At 69.2% G+C, this 16171-nt stretch carries 8 protein-coding genes; 3 read left to right on the forward strand and 5 right to left on the reverse strand.

Annotation, left to right across the window (positions count from 1 at the left end; all coding sequences use genetic code 11):
• Nucleotides 1-7: 7 nt before the first annotated feature.
• Nucleotides 8-943, reverse strand: a complete 936-nt coding sequence (locus ABZ795_RS07620; RefSeq protein ID WP_357529727.1) for a PfkB family carbohydrate kinase — start codon at nucleotides 941-943, stop codon at nucleotides 8-10.
• Nucleotides 944-1315: 372 nt separating this feature from the next.
• Here ABZ795_RS07620 and ABZ795_RS07625 point away from each other — a divergent pair, with 372 nt between their 5' ends.
• Nucleotides 1316-2443 carry a lytic polysaccharide monooxygenase gene (locus ABZ795_RS07625; RefSeq protein WP_327025033.1) on the forward strand — a complete coding sequence of 376 codons (1128 nt, stop codon included), beginning with the start codon at nucleotides 1316-1318 and terminating at the stop codon, nucleotides 2441-2443.
• Between the two features lie 180 nt (nucleotides 2444-2623).
• On the opposite strand, the gene ABZ795_RS07630 is transcribed toward ABZ795_RS07625, so the two are convergent.
• The 4 genes from ABZ795_RS07630 to asnB all read right to left on the reverse strand — a co-directional run bounded on the left by ABZ795_RS07630 (nucleotide 2624) and on the right by asnB (nucleotide 12403).
• Entirely contained in the window at nucleotides 2624-3226 is a 603-nt protein-coding gene (locus tag ABZ795_RS07630) for a hypothetical protein (RefSeq protein ID WP_357529728.1), read from the reverse strand.
• A 29-nt stretch (nucleotides 3227-3255) separates the two neighbouring features.
• Nucleotides 3256-6930, reverse strand: a complete 3675-nt coding sequence (locus ABZ795_RS07635; protein ID WP_357529729.1) for a S8 family serine peptidase — start codon at nucleotides 6928-6930, stop codon at nucleotides 3256-3258.
• Between the two features lie 423 nt (nucleotides 6931-7353).
• Complete coding sequence (locus tag ABZ795_RS07640) at nucleotides 7354-10314, reverse strand: AAA family ATPase (protein WP_357529730.1); 2961 nt, start codon at nucleotides 10312-10314, stop codon at nucleotides 7354-7356.
• A gap of 127 nt (nucleotides 10315-10441) precedes the next feature.
• Nucleotides 10442-12403: an asparagine synthase (glutamine-hydrolyzing) gene (gene asnB, locus ABZ795_RS07645; protein ID WP_357529865.1), complete on the reverse strand. Its 1962-nt coding sequence runs from the start codon at nucleotides 12401-12403 to the stop codon at nucleotides 10442-10444.
• A gap of 166 nt (nucleotides 12404-12569) precedes the next feature.
• Here asnB and ABZ795_RS07650 point away from each other — a divergent pair, with 166 nt between their 5' ends.
• Entirely contained in the window at nucleotides 12570-14051 is a 1482-nt protein-coding gene (locus ABZ795_RS07650; RefSeq protein ID WP_357529731.1) for an aminopeptidase P family protein, read from the forward strand.
• Between the two features lie 291 nt (nucleotides 14052-14342).
• A complete protein-coding gene (locus tag ABZ795_RS07655) occupies nucleotides 14343-16058 on the forward strand; it encodes a right-handed parallel beta-helix repeat-containing protein (RefSeq protein ID WP_357529866.1) in 1716 nt (571 codons plus the stop codon).
• The last annotated feature ends 113 nt before the right edge of the window (nucleotides 16059-16171 follow it).

Here is a 16171-nt window from a genome sequence, read left to right on the forward strand (position 1 = left end):
GCAGGGGTCAGCCGGGGAACCGGTCGGCGACCTCGGCCCGGGTGGGCATGGCGACCGCGCCCCCGGGGCGCTCGCAGACCAGCCCGGCGACCCGCAGGGCGAAGGCGACCCGCTCGGCCCACCCGGTCGGGTCGACCGGTTCCCCGGCGACCAGCAGGTCAGCGACGAGGGCGGCCAGCACGGAGTCACCCGCGCCGGTGGCGTCGACCGCGGTGACCCTCGGCGCCGGTACCCGTACCGGATCGGTGTCGGCGGCGGTGACGACCGCACCGGCGGCGCCCAGGGTGACCACGACGGTGCCGGCCCCCAACTCCCGCAGGTAGGCCGCCACCCCCTCGGCCGGCTCGCCCGGATAGAGCACCTCCGCGTCGGCGGCGCTCAACTTGACCAGGTGCGCCCCGGCGGCGAACTCGGCGACCACCTCGCGCAGGTCGGCCAACGCCGCCGGGCCGGAGAGCAGCCGGGGCCGGACGTTAGGGTCGAAGACCCGCAGGCCGGTCGCCAGCGACCAGGCCCGCCGGGCGGCGGCCAGCGGTGCCGGCGACAGCAGCACGATCGACCCGCAGGAGAGCACCTGCGCGCCCTGGATCAGCCCGACGTCCAGGTCCTCCGGGTTCAGCAGGGCGTACGAGGGCGGATCGCCGTAGAAGCGGAAGTCCGGTTCGGCGCCGGTGAAGGTGGCCACCGCCAGGGTGGTCGGTACGGCGGCGGTGACCGTGCCGGTCAGACCGACCCCGGCCGAGGTGAGGAAGGTGCGGATCCGCTCGGCGAGCGCGTCCTCACCGAGGGAGCCGACGAACTGCACCGCACCGCCGAGCCGGGCGATGCCCACCGCTACGTTGAGCGGGGCCCCACCGATGGCCTGCCGGTAGACCGGCACACCGTCGTACTCCGTGTCGAGCAGGTCGACCAGCGCCTCGCCGAGCACCACCGCGTATCCCATCGAGCCGATCCTTCCGTCCACTGCCGGGATGTTCAGGCTGGCACAGCCGGGGCCGGTCGGGTGGGCGAGGCGGCGCATCGACCGAGCCGACATCGAGAAATGACTATTGCGCCGATGCGCCGCCCGTGCTGGGATAGTGGGTACCGGGTGACGCGGGGGCTGCGCGTCACCGGCGCCGGGTTCATCGCACGCGAGGGCATTTACGCGTCGACCGCATGCTGACGGCACCCGCCTGTCGGGCTCATCCGACCTGGGCGCGGGTCGCCGCATCGATCGCATCCGCCTAACAGCAGCGGGGTTGGCATACCTCGTCATCCCCCGCGCGTTCCGGCGGGGCCACCGGACCGGTGTCCCCGCGAGTCAGGAGAACCTGTGCACCGTCCTCGTCTGGCCGCGGTATTCTTCGCGGCCGTCACCCTCGCTGCGAGCGCGGTCGTAGCCGTGACCGCCAGCCCCGACCCGGCCGCCGCGCACGGCGCGGCGATGACCCCGGGTGCCCGTACCTACCTCTGTTGGCGTGACGGGCTCTCCCCCACCGGCGAGATCCGTCCGCAGAACCCGGCCTGTGCGGCGGCTGTCGCGCAGAGCGGTACGAACTCCCTCTACAACTGGTTCAGCGTGCTGCGTTCGGACGCCGGCGGCCGCACCACCGGCTTCATCCCGGACGGGCAGCTGTGCAGCGGCGGGGCGACCGGTTTCCGCGGCTTCGACCTGGCCCGCAACGACTGGCCGCTGACCCACCTGACCGCCGGCCGCTCCATGGAGTTCCGGTACAGCAACTGGGCCCACCACCCGGGCACGTTCTACTTCTACGTGACCAAGGACAGCTGGAGCCCGACCCGGGCGCTGGCCTGGAGCGACCTGGAGACCCAGCCGTTCCTCACGGTGACCAACCCGCCGCAGCGCGGCGCGGTCGGCACCAACGACGGCCACTACTACTTCACCGGCACCCTGCCGGCGAACAAGAGTGGCCGGCACATCATCTACTCCCGCTGGGTCCGCTCGGACAGCCAGGAGAACTTCTTCGGCTGCTCCGACGTGGTCTTCGACGGCGGCAACGGTGAGGTGACCGGCATCGGTGGCGGTGGCACCAACCCCCCGCCCACCACCCCGCCGCCCACCACTCCCCCGCCGACCACTCCCCCGCCGACCACCCCGCCGCCCACCACCCCGCCGCCGACCACCCCGCCGCCCGGCAACAACAGCGGCTGCTCGGCCACCTTCAAGCTGACCAACAGCTGGTCCGGTGGCTTCCAGGGTGAGGTGGAGATCAAGAACACCGGCACCTCGCCGATCAACGGCTGGACCGCGAACTGGAGCCTGTCCAGCGGTCAGCAGATCAGTCAGGTCTGGAACGCCACGCACACCACGTCCGGATCGTCGGTGACGGCCCGCAACGTGGGGTACAACGGCAGCCTGGGGGCCAACGCCAGTACGAGCTTCGGCTTCCTCGCCAGCGGCACCAGTTCCACCCCCACGATCACCTGCACCGCCAGCTGATCACCAGCACCACGAAGGGGGCCCCGGATCCGGGGCCCCCTTCCGCTTGTCCGCTTACGTCTCAGCGCCGTTGGCGCCCCAGGCGCCCCAGTCCGCGCTCGGCACTGACAAGGACGCGGTCGGGCGAGACACTCTCGCCCGACCGCGCCCCGGATCGGATCATCCCGTCCGCGGAACCGCTCAGCGCAGCGTGTACGCCGTGGGGATGGTCTGCTTGACGGTGTTGCCACCGCTGTCGGCCGCGCTGATCCGCAACCCGACCCCTTCGGCGGCCTGACCCCGCTTCGGGTGCTTGACCGTCGCGGTGTAGGTGTTCTTCCCGGCGGCCTTCGTCGGCGCCGGCTGCCAGCTTCGGCCACCGTCGAAGCTGACCTCCACACGCAGATCGGTCACCTTCGGCGGCGTGCTGAGACGCTCCTGGTAGTAGCCGATGATCGTGACCTGGTGCGTACTCCCGGCCTTGACCGTGTTGTCCAGGTCAAGACCCAGGTCGTAGCGGAGGAAGATCAGCGGTTCCGGGCGGCACTCGTCCGCGCCCCCGACGATGTCGCCCATGCAGGGCTGCGACTCCGAGACGTCCCCCTCGGTCGCCTTGCCCGAGGTGTACTCCCACACGGTCTTGACGCCGTTGGTCTCCGCCTCGAAGGTGTAGCGGGCCGATTCCGGCGGCAGATCATAGGCGACGATGTCACCACCCGCCGCGCATCCCAGCGCGACGATCCCCGCAGCTATCAGCCCCGCGAGTGTTGCCTTTCGCCGCAACGACGGCGACGTCGTGTTCATTGCGTCGGCCTCCCTTTTCGATTCGGCCCTCATCGCTGGCCACCGGAGGTCCGGGCCACCGGGTCACCGGCCGCACCGCTGCCGATCACGGCGGAGAAGGGCGCGAGCCGGCGTTCAAGTTCGTTGCCGGACTCATCGGCGAGCCTGAAGTCACACGCGGACGGCTCGCAGTTGTTGATTCCGAAGTACCCCTCGGCGAGCCCCTCGTTGTTGACGATGCCGATCATCGCCTGGCGGCCGCCGCTGCTGGTGGTCAGATACATGTTCGGGTAGAAGGTGTCAGCCTGCCGGCACCCTGCGCAGAGCGTTCCCGTGTCGAGGGTGAAGCCCGACCTGGTACGGACCTGCGGCACCGCACCGGGCAGGGTCGGACCGGTGTTCCAGTAGACCGTCTGCGCCACACCGGCCAGCAACTCCTGGTCTTCCTGCTGATTCGACGATGGGGTCGGCGTTTCGGTGTGGTCGACCCACGTGAATGCGAACTTGTTGATGGCGTTCTTCTGCCGGGTGACGAACGTGGTGAGCTTGTCTTGCGTGCTCGTGAGCGGCAGGCTGGCGGACACCGGGTCCGGGCCGGATTCGGTCCACTGCCCCCACGTCAGGCTGGTGACCTCTCCCGGCCGGCTGGCGTGGAATCGGTGGTCGACCCGGTCAAGGTCGTTGTGTCGCACCTGGTACGGCAGCTTGTTGGGCACCCGACCCGAGTCGTGGAACGCGAGGGTGTAGACCTGCGGGTCGGGGCTGCCGCCGAGCTTGATTCGGACGGACGAGGCCTTCTTCGGCTTGGCCTCGAGCCGCGCGATCAGCTGGTTGGCCTCATCCGCCGGCACGGTCAGGATCGGCAGCGCGGCGTACGGTTCGATTGCCGGGCAGCTCTCCGGCCCGTCCGGGCAGACGATGGTGGGCTCGACGAACGTCAGTCTTTGCAGACCCGGCGGGCCGGCCACCAGCACGCCGACACCCCCCGCGGCAGCCACCGCCGCAACCCGTTCCCGCAGCGAGGTGACCTGACAGGTCGTCGCCGGGCAGATGTCGGTCGGTGTCAGCAGCACCAGCTTGCCCCTGGCATCGATCTTCGCCAGGTCGTCCGCCAATCCCATGCCGCCGTAGACGACAGCCTTCGTCCCGCTGTTCGGCAGCCGGGGAACCCGCAGCCGCAGCGGCTGAGAGAAGGTGTTCTCCCCCTCCGTCCACTGCAGGTCGTTGCGATACACGGAGGCGTCCGGGGTGCTGTAGCGGGCGGACAGGTCGAAGGAGCTGTCCCCACCGGTGACCTTCATGGTGATCAGAGGTGTGGTCTGCACCAGGTAGGCGCTGTGGGTCAGGGTGCCGGTACGCACCTTGTCGGTGGGCAGGGCCCACCAGTTCGGGTCGTAGGCGCCGTAGTTCGATGCGGTTTGTTGCGCCGTCATGTCCCAGTCACCGGTAGCGGACGTCCGCTGGATGACCTGGGCCGCGAAGTAGGTTTCCGTCGGCTTCGGGGTCTTCGCCCTGACCGGTTTCGCCTTACGCAGGTCGAGGGTGACGGTGGTGGGCTTGCTCAGCTTCACCTCGGGGGCCATCGGTAGTGCGCTGTGCTGCTCGCCGCGCGCGTCCTGCCAGGTGACCGAGAGGGCGGCGGCGAAGGTGCCCTCGAACAGGCGTGCGGTCATCCGGTCACTGCCGGGCACGCCCACCGCGTCGTCGTGCAGGTGCACCTTGTCATCCACCGGAACGATCAGTGCGTTGCCGTACCTGACGGAGGTGGCACCGGCCGGTGGGATGACGTTGATGGTCAGCTCGATGCGCTCCGGCTCGAGGAAGGCGCTGATCCGATTGGACGCCTGCACGACGCCGTCGGCATCCCGAGCTGTCAGCACACCGCTGTAGCTGCCGTACTGCCCACCGTCCTCCAACACCCTGCCGTCGACGGTGACGGGCACCTCCGCGGTCCCGTGCGCGGCCACGGTCACCGGGTCGGTGCCGAAGCTGAACAGCCCTGCGGGAGCGGACTGGCCGTTGGAGGCGACCGAGGCCGAGAGATTCAGCATGATCGGCTGGTCGGTGTGGTTGGTGTAGGTGAGCGTCCTGACCACCGGTGAGTGGGGGTAGGTGTGCCGGCCGAAGTGCAGGTTTCCGGTGGTGCTGATGGTCGGGTCGACGGCTCGGGCCAGGTCGACCCGGCCGACGCCCTGGGCGTACACGTCGTGCCCGAGGTCCATGGCGGTGGACATCAGGAGTCCTTTGATCTCTTGCCCAGTCAGCTCCGGGTACTTCTCCGCGATGATGGCCGCGGCTCCGGCAACGTGCGGGGCGGCCATCGAGGTGCCGCTGGCGCTGGTGTAGTGCTCGTCCACCACGGTACCCATCGCCGTACCGGCGGCGCGCGCAGCGACGATCTCGACGCCTGGAGCGGCGATGTCCGGCTTCGCCGCGTTGTCTCCTATTCGCGGTCCGCGGCTGGAGAAGCCGGCCATGGCGTCTTGCTTGTCCACGGCCGCCACGGTCAGTGCCTCGTCGGCAGCTCCCGGGGCTCCGACAGTGCCGCTGCCTGGTCCGGAGTTGCCCGCCGAGACGACGAAGAGGGTTCCCGTGCTGCGGCTCAGGTTGTTGACCGCCTCGCTCAACGGGTCGGTTCCGTCGGTGGCCCCGCCGCCGAGGCTCATGTTCACGACCTTGGCGTCGGAGTGGGCAGCCCACTCCATACCGGCGATGACGGCATCGGTGGGGCAGGAGCCGCCATCGTTGCAGACCTTGCCGACCATGAGTTTCGCCGCCGGCGCCACTCCCTTGCGCAGTCCGTCGGAGGCGGCACCGCTGCCGGCGACGGTAGCCGCCACGTGCGTCCCATGCCCGTGCCCGTCCTTCGGGCCGCTCGCGTCACCAGTGAAGTCGACCTGCTCGACGATCTTGCCGGCCACATCCGGGTGATTGGGATCGATACCACTGTCGAGTACCGCGACGGTCACACCCGACCCGTCGTAGCCGCGGTCCCACACGATCGGCGCATTGATCTGCGCTACGGAGGTGTCAAGGTTGATGCGGGCCAGTTCGTTGAGCCATACCTTCTTGACTCCGGACAGTGCACCGGCAGTCCTGGCGGCTGCCACGCCGACGTCGTCATTGCCGCGCACCTCCTGCCACCAGCGGCCGTCACCCTGGATGTCCATCGACTGGGCGTTGATGCTGGCCAGAGTGGACCCGGTTTGTGCACCGGCCACCTTCGGTGCCGCCCGCATCCGGAGGTTCTGGTGGTAGGTGATCAGCACCGGCACCCGGCCGACCGTGCCCTCCGCCACGTGCGCGGCCAGCTTGGCAAGGTCGAACAGGCCCCAGTCCAGCAGTCCCTGCTCGATCAGCGACAGTGCGTCGTTCGGTACGACGTAGACGCTGCCCTTCCTGGTGATGGTGTGGAAGGTGACGGTTTCGCCGTCGGGTCTGGGGGCGGCTTCGATCTCCCGTACGACCGGTTTCGCGTCCGCGCCGATACCGACATGCACCTTGTCGCCGGTGATCAGTGTCAGCGGCAGACTTGCGCCGGATCCGGCAGCGACCCGCAGGGCGTCTTCGCTGATGGTTACCGGCAGGCTCCGGGGCGCCGTGACATCCGGTCCCGGACCCTGCTGGGTTGGCGTGTCGGCGTTCGCCGGCGAGGTTGACACGACCATCCCGAAGATGGTCAGACCGACGGTCAGGGCGCCCAGGCGTCGCCCGATGGGCTTCATAGCCGGACTCGGCCTCATCTGTCGGCCTCCTGCCGAGATACGGCCAGGCAGGTGCCTGGATGATGGCGTGTGGATCGCATCAAATTCCTCCTGCTAACTGGTACCTGCTCCGCCGACGTACCGAAAATGGTCGTGCAGCCGAAAGAGAAACCCCGCTGTCGACCCTCGACCTTCGCTAGAGCGGCTCGTATTCGCCATCGACATCAACTCCGCCCGCATCTGTACTATTCGATGCAACTGCCGAGTCGATCGACGGTCGTGCCAGCTCCGCGCGGCCGTTCGACCCGCTCGACGACTCCGGCGAGCTGTCTGATGACTCAGGCATAGACGGTTGTCCTGGCTCCATGAGGACAGTGTGGGATCACCTTGACCGTAGATCGATTGGCCAAGTGCAGGATTTAAACCGCCCGCGCACCCACGGATTTATTTCGTGCCGCCTGACGGGGGCTGAATTTTTTCGTCCTGCGCCGGCGGAAGTGCCTCATGCTCGACGAGGCCAAGTTCCATGATCTTGAGTGCGAGTCCCGTGCGGGAGGTCACCTGCAACTTGCGCATGGCCGACTTGATCTGGCTGGAGACGGTCTGCGTGGACACCATCAGCTCGTCGGCGATCTGGCGGTTCGTCCACCCACCGACCAGCAGGCGGGCCACTTCACGCTCGCGCGGCGACAGTTGGTTGCCGTAGCTCGGCCGGCCGCGGCCCCGCGTCATGCCGCCTTTCCACCCGTACTCCTGCAAAGCCTGCAAGATCCGGTCGGCGTCGATGCCGGCGCCCAGTTCCGTCAGGGCCCGTGCTGTCTCGGCGAGCATCGGCAAGGCCACGTCGGGTTGGCCGGCGGTGAGCAGGCAGCGGGCGTGGCGCTCCCGGGTGAGCAGCGCATCGTACGGGCGAGGCAACGCCTGCCACGCTGCGACCGCGTCAGCGAACAGCTCGGCGGCCCGGGCGGCCTGCCCGCGGGCTTCGGCGAGGATCGCGCGGCACAGCGCCAGGGACGCCTGCGGTGCCGGGGCGGGCGCGTCGCCCAGGGCGCGTTGAAAGGCGCCGACCAGATCGTCGGCCTGGTCGATTCGACCAGCGGCAACCAGAGCCTCAACCCGCACGGGCGCGATTTCCGCGCCACGCGCCCAGATTCCGTTGCGTAGTGCTACCTCTCCGGGCCCCTCGGTCATGCGGAGCGCTTCCTCGACGCATCCGTCGCGCAGTCGCAGTCGGGCCAGCGCTGCCGTGGATTCGATGCGTTGCTGATCGTCCCTGCCGGCGACGAGCAGATGGCGTTCCGCCTGTTCCCGGTCTCCGTTGAGCGCATGCAGCAGGCCTGCCACCAGGGCCGCCTCGCGCTGGTCCCTCAGCCACACCCCGTCGGGCGCGGCCATCAGTGCGGCGGCCCGGTCCGCCAGGCCGGCCCAGGCGCCGGTGAACCAGTCCAGGTGTGCCTCGATTACCGCGATGGCGCCGAACAGCATCCCAAGCTGGTATCTGTCGGCAAGGTCTCTGGCCTTGGCCAGTCGCAGGCGGGCCTCGTCGTATCGACCCCAACGCATCGCCATCTCGGCGATATTCGCGTGGCTCGCCGCGATCAGCCCACGTTGGCGAGGATCCGGGCTCTCCTGGGGAAGCTGCTGCACCTCGGCCCAGGCGGTCTCCTCGCCGAGCATGAGCAGCGCGAACGTCCGCTCCTGGAGCAGGCGCAGTCGCTCGTATGGCGTGATCGACAACGTGGCCGCCGGTACCTCGCGCAGCTGACGCAGCTGCTCCTCGGTCAGCCGGGCGGTGCCGGGAGAAAGGGCAAGAAAGATCCGCGCTCGCGCGGCCTGCTCCGAGTCCGGCGCCAGATTGACCGTCGCCTGCTCGACCTCGAGTCGGGCCTCCTCCCAGGCACCCGCCACCATGAGGACCCGGCCGAGCTGAAAACGTACCGCTGCTTCCTGCTGCGACGTCAGCGCTTCCTTCCGCAGCGCGGACCGCAGGACACCGACGATGTCCGAATACGGGTCTGCGTCGGGCAACGGCTGGAACTGGATTTTCATCACGAGCCGCACCAGCGATTCGACCGGCAGGTCAACGCTGGTGACCAGCCGGTGCAGCAGGAGTGCGGCCGTGGCCGCGTCACCGGATTGGGCGGCGAGGTCGGCTGCCTGTTCGGCGTATCGGCACCATGCCTCGGTCTCGCCGGCCTGCCGGAAGTGGTGGGCCAACTGCGCCACCGGCGGCAGCACCGATCCTTCCAGTGCCCTGCCGGCCCGCAGATGCATGAGGTGGCGTTCCGGCACCGCGACGGCCTCGTACACCGCGCGGCAGGCCAGGGAGTGACGGTACGACACCTTCCCACGCCGGTCCTCGCGCAGCAGGCCGCAGCCGAGCGCCTCCGCCGCGGCGACGCCGGCCCGCTCCGGCGGCAGACCGGCGACCGCGTTGAGGGTCAGGTAATCGGCGGGGGCGGCGAGCACCGCGGCGGCACGCAGGATGGCGACGGTGTCGGGCCGCAGTCGGGCGACACGTTCGAGCACGGCGTCACGGATCGTCGGCGGCACCTCGATGTGGCTCAGCCGACGGCGCGCCCAGCCGCCGGCAAGGCGGACCAGGTCGGCACGTTCCCGCATCAGGCGTATCGATTCCTCCACCGCCATGGGTACGCCGTCGGTGCGTTGGTGCAGGAAGGCCGCGAACTCGGCGGAGACGTGCTCGTCGGCCAGCATCGAGGAGACGAAGGCGGCCGTGTCATCGACTGACAGCGGCTCGAGTTCCACCCTGGACAGGCGAGCGTCGGCGGGCAGCCGAGAGGACAGCCGCAGGAGCAACGAGTCGGCCGGTAGCTCTTCGGGCCGGTAGGTCACGACTATGCTCGCCGGCTGGGGGCGGCGCGAGACCAGGAACAGCAGGAACTCAAGGGTGGCGTCGTCGGCCCAGTGCACGTCCTCGAGCGCCAGCACAGCTACGTCGAGGCGGCCGAGCAACTCGACGAAGGCGCGGAAGAGTCGGTGCCGCGCCGCCGTCGGATCCTCGATCGGCTCCGGTGCGGGTGGCAGGTCGGCCGCCCATTCGGGAAACAACGGCCGAAGCGCTCCGGCCAGGCCGCTCAGCCGCAGCCCGGCGACATTGCCGACGCCCTCGCGCACCGCGTCGACCACTGCGCCGAGGGTGTAGGGCTCACGCAGCGGTGGGCAGGAACCGACGAGGGCCCGGTGACCCTGACCGGCGGGAGATGCCAGGAACTCCCGCAACAGCCGGGTCTTGCCGATGCCGGCCTCGCCCTCCAGCAGGACCACGGCGGGCGGTTGTCCGAGTGCGCCGAACAACGCCCGCATCTCGCGGTCCCGCCCCACGAAACGAGGAGTGGAGATCGTTGGCGGTTGACGACGATCGACATCAGTTTGGCTGTTCATGGCCGCCTCCTCCGGCAGATCACCGGTCGGCCGACTCTGGCCTGGAGGTTAGTCCATGATCAAACTTTAGCAAATATTACTCTTCAGTAGCTGATCTATCTCTCGTTGAAACGAACGACTTGACAGGTCAGCGGACCATCGAGCCGACGACCGGCTTGGTGAGCAGGGCGGACTGGTTGCGCTGGATGCCCGGGTCCAGGGTCTTCGCCACGAAGATGGCGTGCCAGATGCAGAAGATCAGCACGGTCCACACCTTGCGGGAGTGGTCGGCCTCCTCCCGCTTGTGCTCCTCCAGCAGGCGCAGGGCGTACGACAGGTCGAGCAGGTCACCGGCGCCGGAGGTGCTCAGCACGTGCCGGGCCCACTCGTACATCTCGCCGCGCAGCCAGACCCGGGTGGGGGTCGGGAAGCCGAGCTTCTTGCGGTTGACGATGGCCGGCGGCACCACTCCCTGCAACGCCTGACGCATGGCGTACTTGGTGGTGTCCGAGCGGGGTGGCAGCTTCAGCTCCACCGGGATCTTGGCCGCCACCTCGAAGACCGCCCGGTCGAGGAAGGGCACCCGCACCTCCAGGGAGTGCGCCATGGAGATCCGGTCGGCCTTGACCAGGATGTCGCCGCGCAGCCAGGTGTAGAGGTCGACGTACTGCATCTTGGTGACGTCGTCCAGCTCGGTGCACTCGGCGTAGATCGGGGCGGTGACGTCGGTGTAGCGCACCGAGGGGTCGTAGCGGCGCAGCAGGTGCTGCTTCTCCTCCTCGGTGAACATCCGGGCGTTGCCGTAGTAGCGCTGCTCGATCGGGGTGGTGCCGCGCTCCAGGAAGCTCTTGCCCTTGACTCCCTGCGGGATGGCCTTGGACACCGCCCGCAGGCCCTTCTGCACCCCGCCGGGCAGCCCGTTGACGCCGCTCAGGGAGAGGGGTTCCCGGTAGATGGTGTACCCGCCGAAGAACTCGTCGGCCCCCTCGCCGGAGAGCACCACGGTGACGTGCTCGGCGGCCTTCTTGGCGACGAAGTAGAGCGGCACCAGGGCCGGGTCGGCCACCGGGTCGTCCAGATGCCAGACGATCTTCGGCAGCGCCTCGATCATGTCCTGCGGCCCGATCTTGGTCGGGATGGTGGTCACGTCGAGGTGCCGGGCCGACTCCTGGGCGACATCGATCTCCGAGTAGCCCGGGACGTCGTAGCCGACCGTGAAGGTGAGGATGTTCGGGTTGAACTCCCGGGCCAGGGCCACCACCGCGGTGGAGTCGATGCCGCTGGACAGAAAGGAGCCGACCGGCACGTCCGAGCGCATGTGCATCCGTACGCTCTCCCGCAGGGTCTCCCGGATCTCGTGGTAGAGCTGCTGCTCGTCGGCGACCGGGGCGGGCCGGAACACCGGGCGGTACCAGCGGCGGATGTCGATCCGGCCACCCGGGGACCAGGTGAGGTACTCCCCCGACCCGATCCGACTGATCTGCTTGTGCAGGGTGCCCGGCTCGGGGACGTACTGCAGGGTCAGGTAGTGGCTGAGGTTGGCCGTGTCGACCCCGGCGTCGCCGATGTGCGCGGAGTGCGCGAAGGGCAGCAGGGCCTTCTTCTCCGAGGCCAGGTAGAGCCCGTCGGCGGTCTCCAGGTAGTGCAGCGGCTTGATGCCGTAGTAGTCCCGGGCGCCGAAGGCGCGGCGGGCCTGCCGGTCCCAGATGACGAAGGCGAACATGCCCCGTAGCCGGGTGAGCACCTGCTCGCCCCAGTAGTGGTAGCCGGCGACGATCACCTCCCCGTCACCGTTGGTGGCGAACCGGGCCCCGTGCTCGCGGATCAGCTCCTCGCGCAGCTCGATGTAGTTGTAGATCTCGCCGTTGAAGGTCAGCAGGTAGCGCCCGTCGGCGTAGGGCAGCGGCTCATGGCTGAGCGCGACGTCGATGATCGCCAACCGCTTGTGGGCGAAGACCCCGTCCGCGTACTGGCCGGTGGCGTCCCCGACCACCTCGACACCGGTCTCGTCCGGGCCGCGGTGGTGCAGGCATTCCAACGCTCCGGCGATGCTGTCGCGGTGAGCGGCGGCGTCGCCGCGCGCACTGAAAAAAGCCAGGAGTCCGCACATGGTCGTCATCTTTCCATGCGTACGAATCGGGCGTTGCGGCACGGGCGGGCTCCCCCACCGAGGGCCCGGAGAGGGTCCCGGCGCGCAGCACGAAATGATCACCATGGCCGGTGCGGACCGGATTCGCGGTACGGTCGGGGCCAGCGACGACATGAAGGGAGCGGGCATGACCGAGGAACGCACCGACGGCAAGCCGGCCGACGGCACCGAGTCACACGACCCGGACTTCCCCCCGGCGTTCCTGGCGTTCATGCGGCAGGGTTGGCGGGACACCACCCTGCCGGTAGGCCCCCGACCGGAGGTGCCGAACTACGCCAAGCGGCGAGCCGCGCTGTCGGCCGCCTTCCCGGGCGAGACCCTGGTGATCCCCACCGGCGGGGAGAAGATCCGCGCCAACGACACCGAGTACCGGTTCCGTCCGGGCAGCGACTTCGCGTACCTGACCGGCGACCACGACCCGGACAGCGTCCTGGTGCTGCGGCCCAACGGTTCCGGGCACGACCCGATCCTGTACATGCGGCCCCGCAGCTCGCGGGAGAACGACGAGTTCTTCCGCAGCCGGCACGGCGAGCTGTGGGTGGGCCGGCGGCACACCCTCGGCGAGAAGTCCACCGAGCTGGGCCTGCCCACGGTGGATCTGGCCGAGCTGGACTCGGCGCTGGCCGAGCTGGCCCCGGCGCGTACCCGGGTGCTGCGCGGTTTCGACCCCCGGGTGGACGCCGCGGTCCGCGCCTACGACGGTCCGCGCGAGGAGGGTCAGCCCGCCCGGGACCGGGAGCTGGCCATCGCCATCTCCGAGCAGAAGCTCGTCAAGGACGAGTGGGAGATCAGCCAGTTGCAGGAGGCGATCGACGCCACCGTACGCGGCTTCGAGGATGTGGCCCGGGTGCTGCCGGCCGACCGGGGGGTCTCGGAGCGGCTGCTGGAGGGGGTCTTCGCCCTGCGGGCCCGGCACGACGGCAACGACGTCGGCTACGGCTCGATCGTCGGCGCCGGGGAGCACGCCACGATCCTGCACTGGGTGCACAACCACGGGGTCACCCGGCCGGGCGAACTGCTGCTGATGGACATGGGGGTGGAGGGCCGCAACCTCTACACCGCCGATGTGACCCGGGTGCTGCCGGTCAACGGCCGGTTCACCCCCCTCCAGCGCCAGGTCTACGACATCGTGTACGCCTCGCAGCAGGCCGGCATCGACGTCATCAAGCCGGGGGTGGCCTTCAAGGAGGTCCACCTGACCTGTATGCGGGTGCTCGCCGAGGGCCTGGCCGACCTGGGGCTGCTGCCGGTGAGCGTGGACGAGGCCATGGACGAGAACTCCACCGTCTACCGCCGGTGGACCCTGCACGGCTTCGGCCACATGCTCGGCATCGACGTGCACGACTGCTCCAACGCCCGCAAGGAGGCCTACCGCGACGGCAACCTGGGCGAGGGATATGTGCTCACGGTCGAGCCGGGGCTGTACTTCCAGCCCGAGGACGAGCTGGTCCCCGAGGAGCTGCGGGGGGTCGGCATCCGGATCGAGGACGACATCCTGGTCACCGACTCCGGTGCGGTGAACCTGTCGGCGGGCCTGCCCCGCCGCTCCGACGAGGTGGAGACCTGGTTGACCGAGCAGCGCGAGGCGGGGCCGCGCCTGCCCGGCTGACCGCGCCACGACCGCCCGACGGGCCCCGCCCGGCGGTGTGCGACGTTTCGTACGTCCAGCACACCCCGAGCGGGGCCCGTCCTTGTTTGGTCCGGTCACCCGCTTCTTGCCCAGGCTGGCGCTGTGACCGGCACATGCCCGGAATACATCTAATGCGGGGGTTTTTCGGATACGCCCGTGTCGCGAGGATCCTTCTCATACGGTGGTCGTCGGAGGCTGCAACCGATTTGTAGCTGACGCGCCTCCTTCGGGTGGTGCGAGCCCGTTTGGTAGCAGGAAGGGCGGAAAGCTCTGATGTCCAACCTAACGACTCCCTCCGGTGAGGCCCCCATGGCCCCACCGAGACGAGGACGACGGAAACTTTGGGTGGCCGCCGGGGTAGCCGGCTTGACCGGCGTCGTCGGCCTGGCCGCCGTGGGCGGCGTGGCCGCCCGTAACCAGAAGTCCGGCGAGCGGCAACAGGCGTCGAACACGCAGGCGTCGGCACCGAAACAGCACGTCAGCGACGCGGACAAGGCCGAGGAGACCGGTGGCACGGAGTCCGGCAAGGGCGACCGAGGCGACCGGGACGGCAAGGGCGACCGGGACGGCAAGGGCAAGCGCTTCGACGGTCGAGAACGGGTGAAGGAGGTGCCGTGCGACACCGACAAGCTGATCGACGCGATCACCCTGGCCAACCGGACCGACGGCGCGACCCTGAAGCTGGCCGAGCACTGCACCTACACGCTGACCCGGCACGACGAGTGGGGTAACGGCCTGCCACGGATCAATCAGCCGATCACCCTCAAGGGCGACAAGACCCGGATCGAGCGGGATCCGACGGCCAAGCCGTTCCGCATCCTCAACGTCGGCCCTGGCGGGGAACTCACCCTCAAGGGCCTGACCATCAAGGGCGGCCAGCTCAAGGACGACAAGAAGAAGGACGACTCGAAGCCCCGCGTACGGTGGGGGTCGAAGGGGGAAACGACGGCTCCCACGGCCACGCCGGAGGCGGCTGACGCCGCGCCCGGGACACCGGCGGTCGCCCCTCAGGCAGCAGCCGCGCCTCGGGCGGCAGCGGCACCGGCGGCCGCGCCCGGAGCCGGCGAGCCCGGCTCGGAGGTGACGCCGGCTCCGTGGCCCACCGGCGGGCACGGGCACACGCCCACCGAGGGCGCGGGTCTCCTGGTCCACCAGGGTGGTCGCGCCGTCGTCGAGCACAGCACCTTCGTACAGAATCACGCGGCCGGCGACGGCGGTGCCATCGCCAACTTCGGCGCCACCCGCATCGACGGGACCCTGATCGAGCGCAACAGCGCCGGTGGCTTCGGCGGCGGCATCTTCAACGCCGGAGCTCTCCAGGTCGAGCAGTCCGAGGTGGTTCGCAACAGCGCCGAGGAAGGCGGCGGCGGCATCGCCAACGGCTCGTCCGACAAGTACGGGATCGAGGGCGGCACCGTCTACATCTTCAAGAGCAAGATCAGTCACAACCGGACCGCGGGTGACGGTGGCGGCCTGGCCGACAACGGCGGGACCACCTCGGCCAGCCACAGCGAGTTCACCGACAACACCGCGGGCTCCGATGTCGGCGGTGTGCTCGCCAACGTCGACAGCCAGCTGACCCTCAAGCACGTGCTCGTCGCGAAGAACTCCACCCAGGGCCGGGCCGGCGGCATCGGCATCGGTACGGGCACCAAGGCCGTCATCGAGCACAGCCTCGTCAAGGAGAACGTCTCCGACGGCGACGGTGGCGGAATCTTCAACTTCGGCTTCACCGTGCTGCGGGACACCGAGGTACTCGCCAACCAGGCGGTCGGTGGGTATGCACAGGCCGGCGGGATCTACAACGACGGCGGCAAGGTCAGTCTGATCCGGTCGAAGGTGGCCTTCAACTTCTCCACCAAGAAGCCGGGCGGCATCTTCACCAACAACGACCGCGTCGACATCGACAGCAAATCCACGGTCGTCGACAATCGCCCGACCAACTGCCTCGGCAGCCCGGTCATTCCGGACCGCTGCTTCGGCTGAGACATACCGAGAGAGCTAGACCACATAGCCGGAGGGCTTCTCCGGGCCGCCACCCGGCGCCCCGGAGAAGCCCTCCCCCTTCTCCCGCCGCCCGCCCAGCCATGTTGATCGAG

This window comes from Micromonospora sp. NPDC047134, from assembly GCF_040643455.1.
Taxonomy (GTDB): domain Bacteria; phylum Actinomycetota; class Actinomycetes; order Mycobacteriales; family Micromonosporaceae; genus Micromonospora.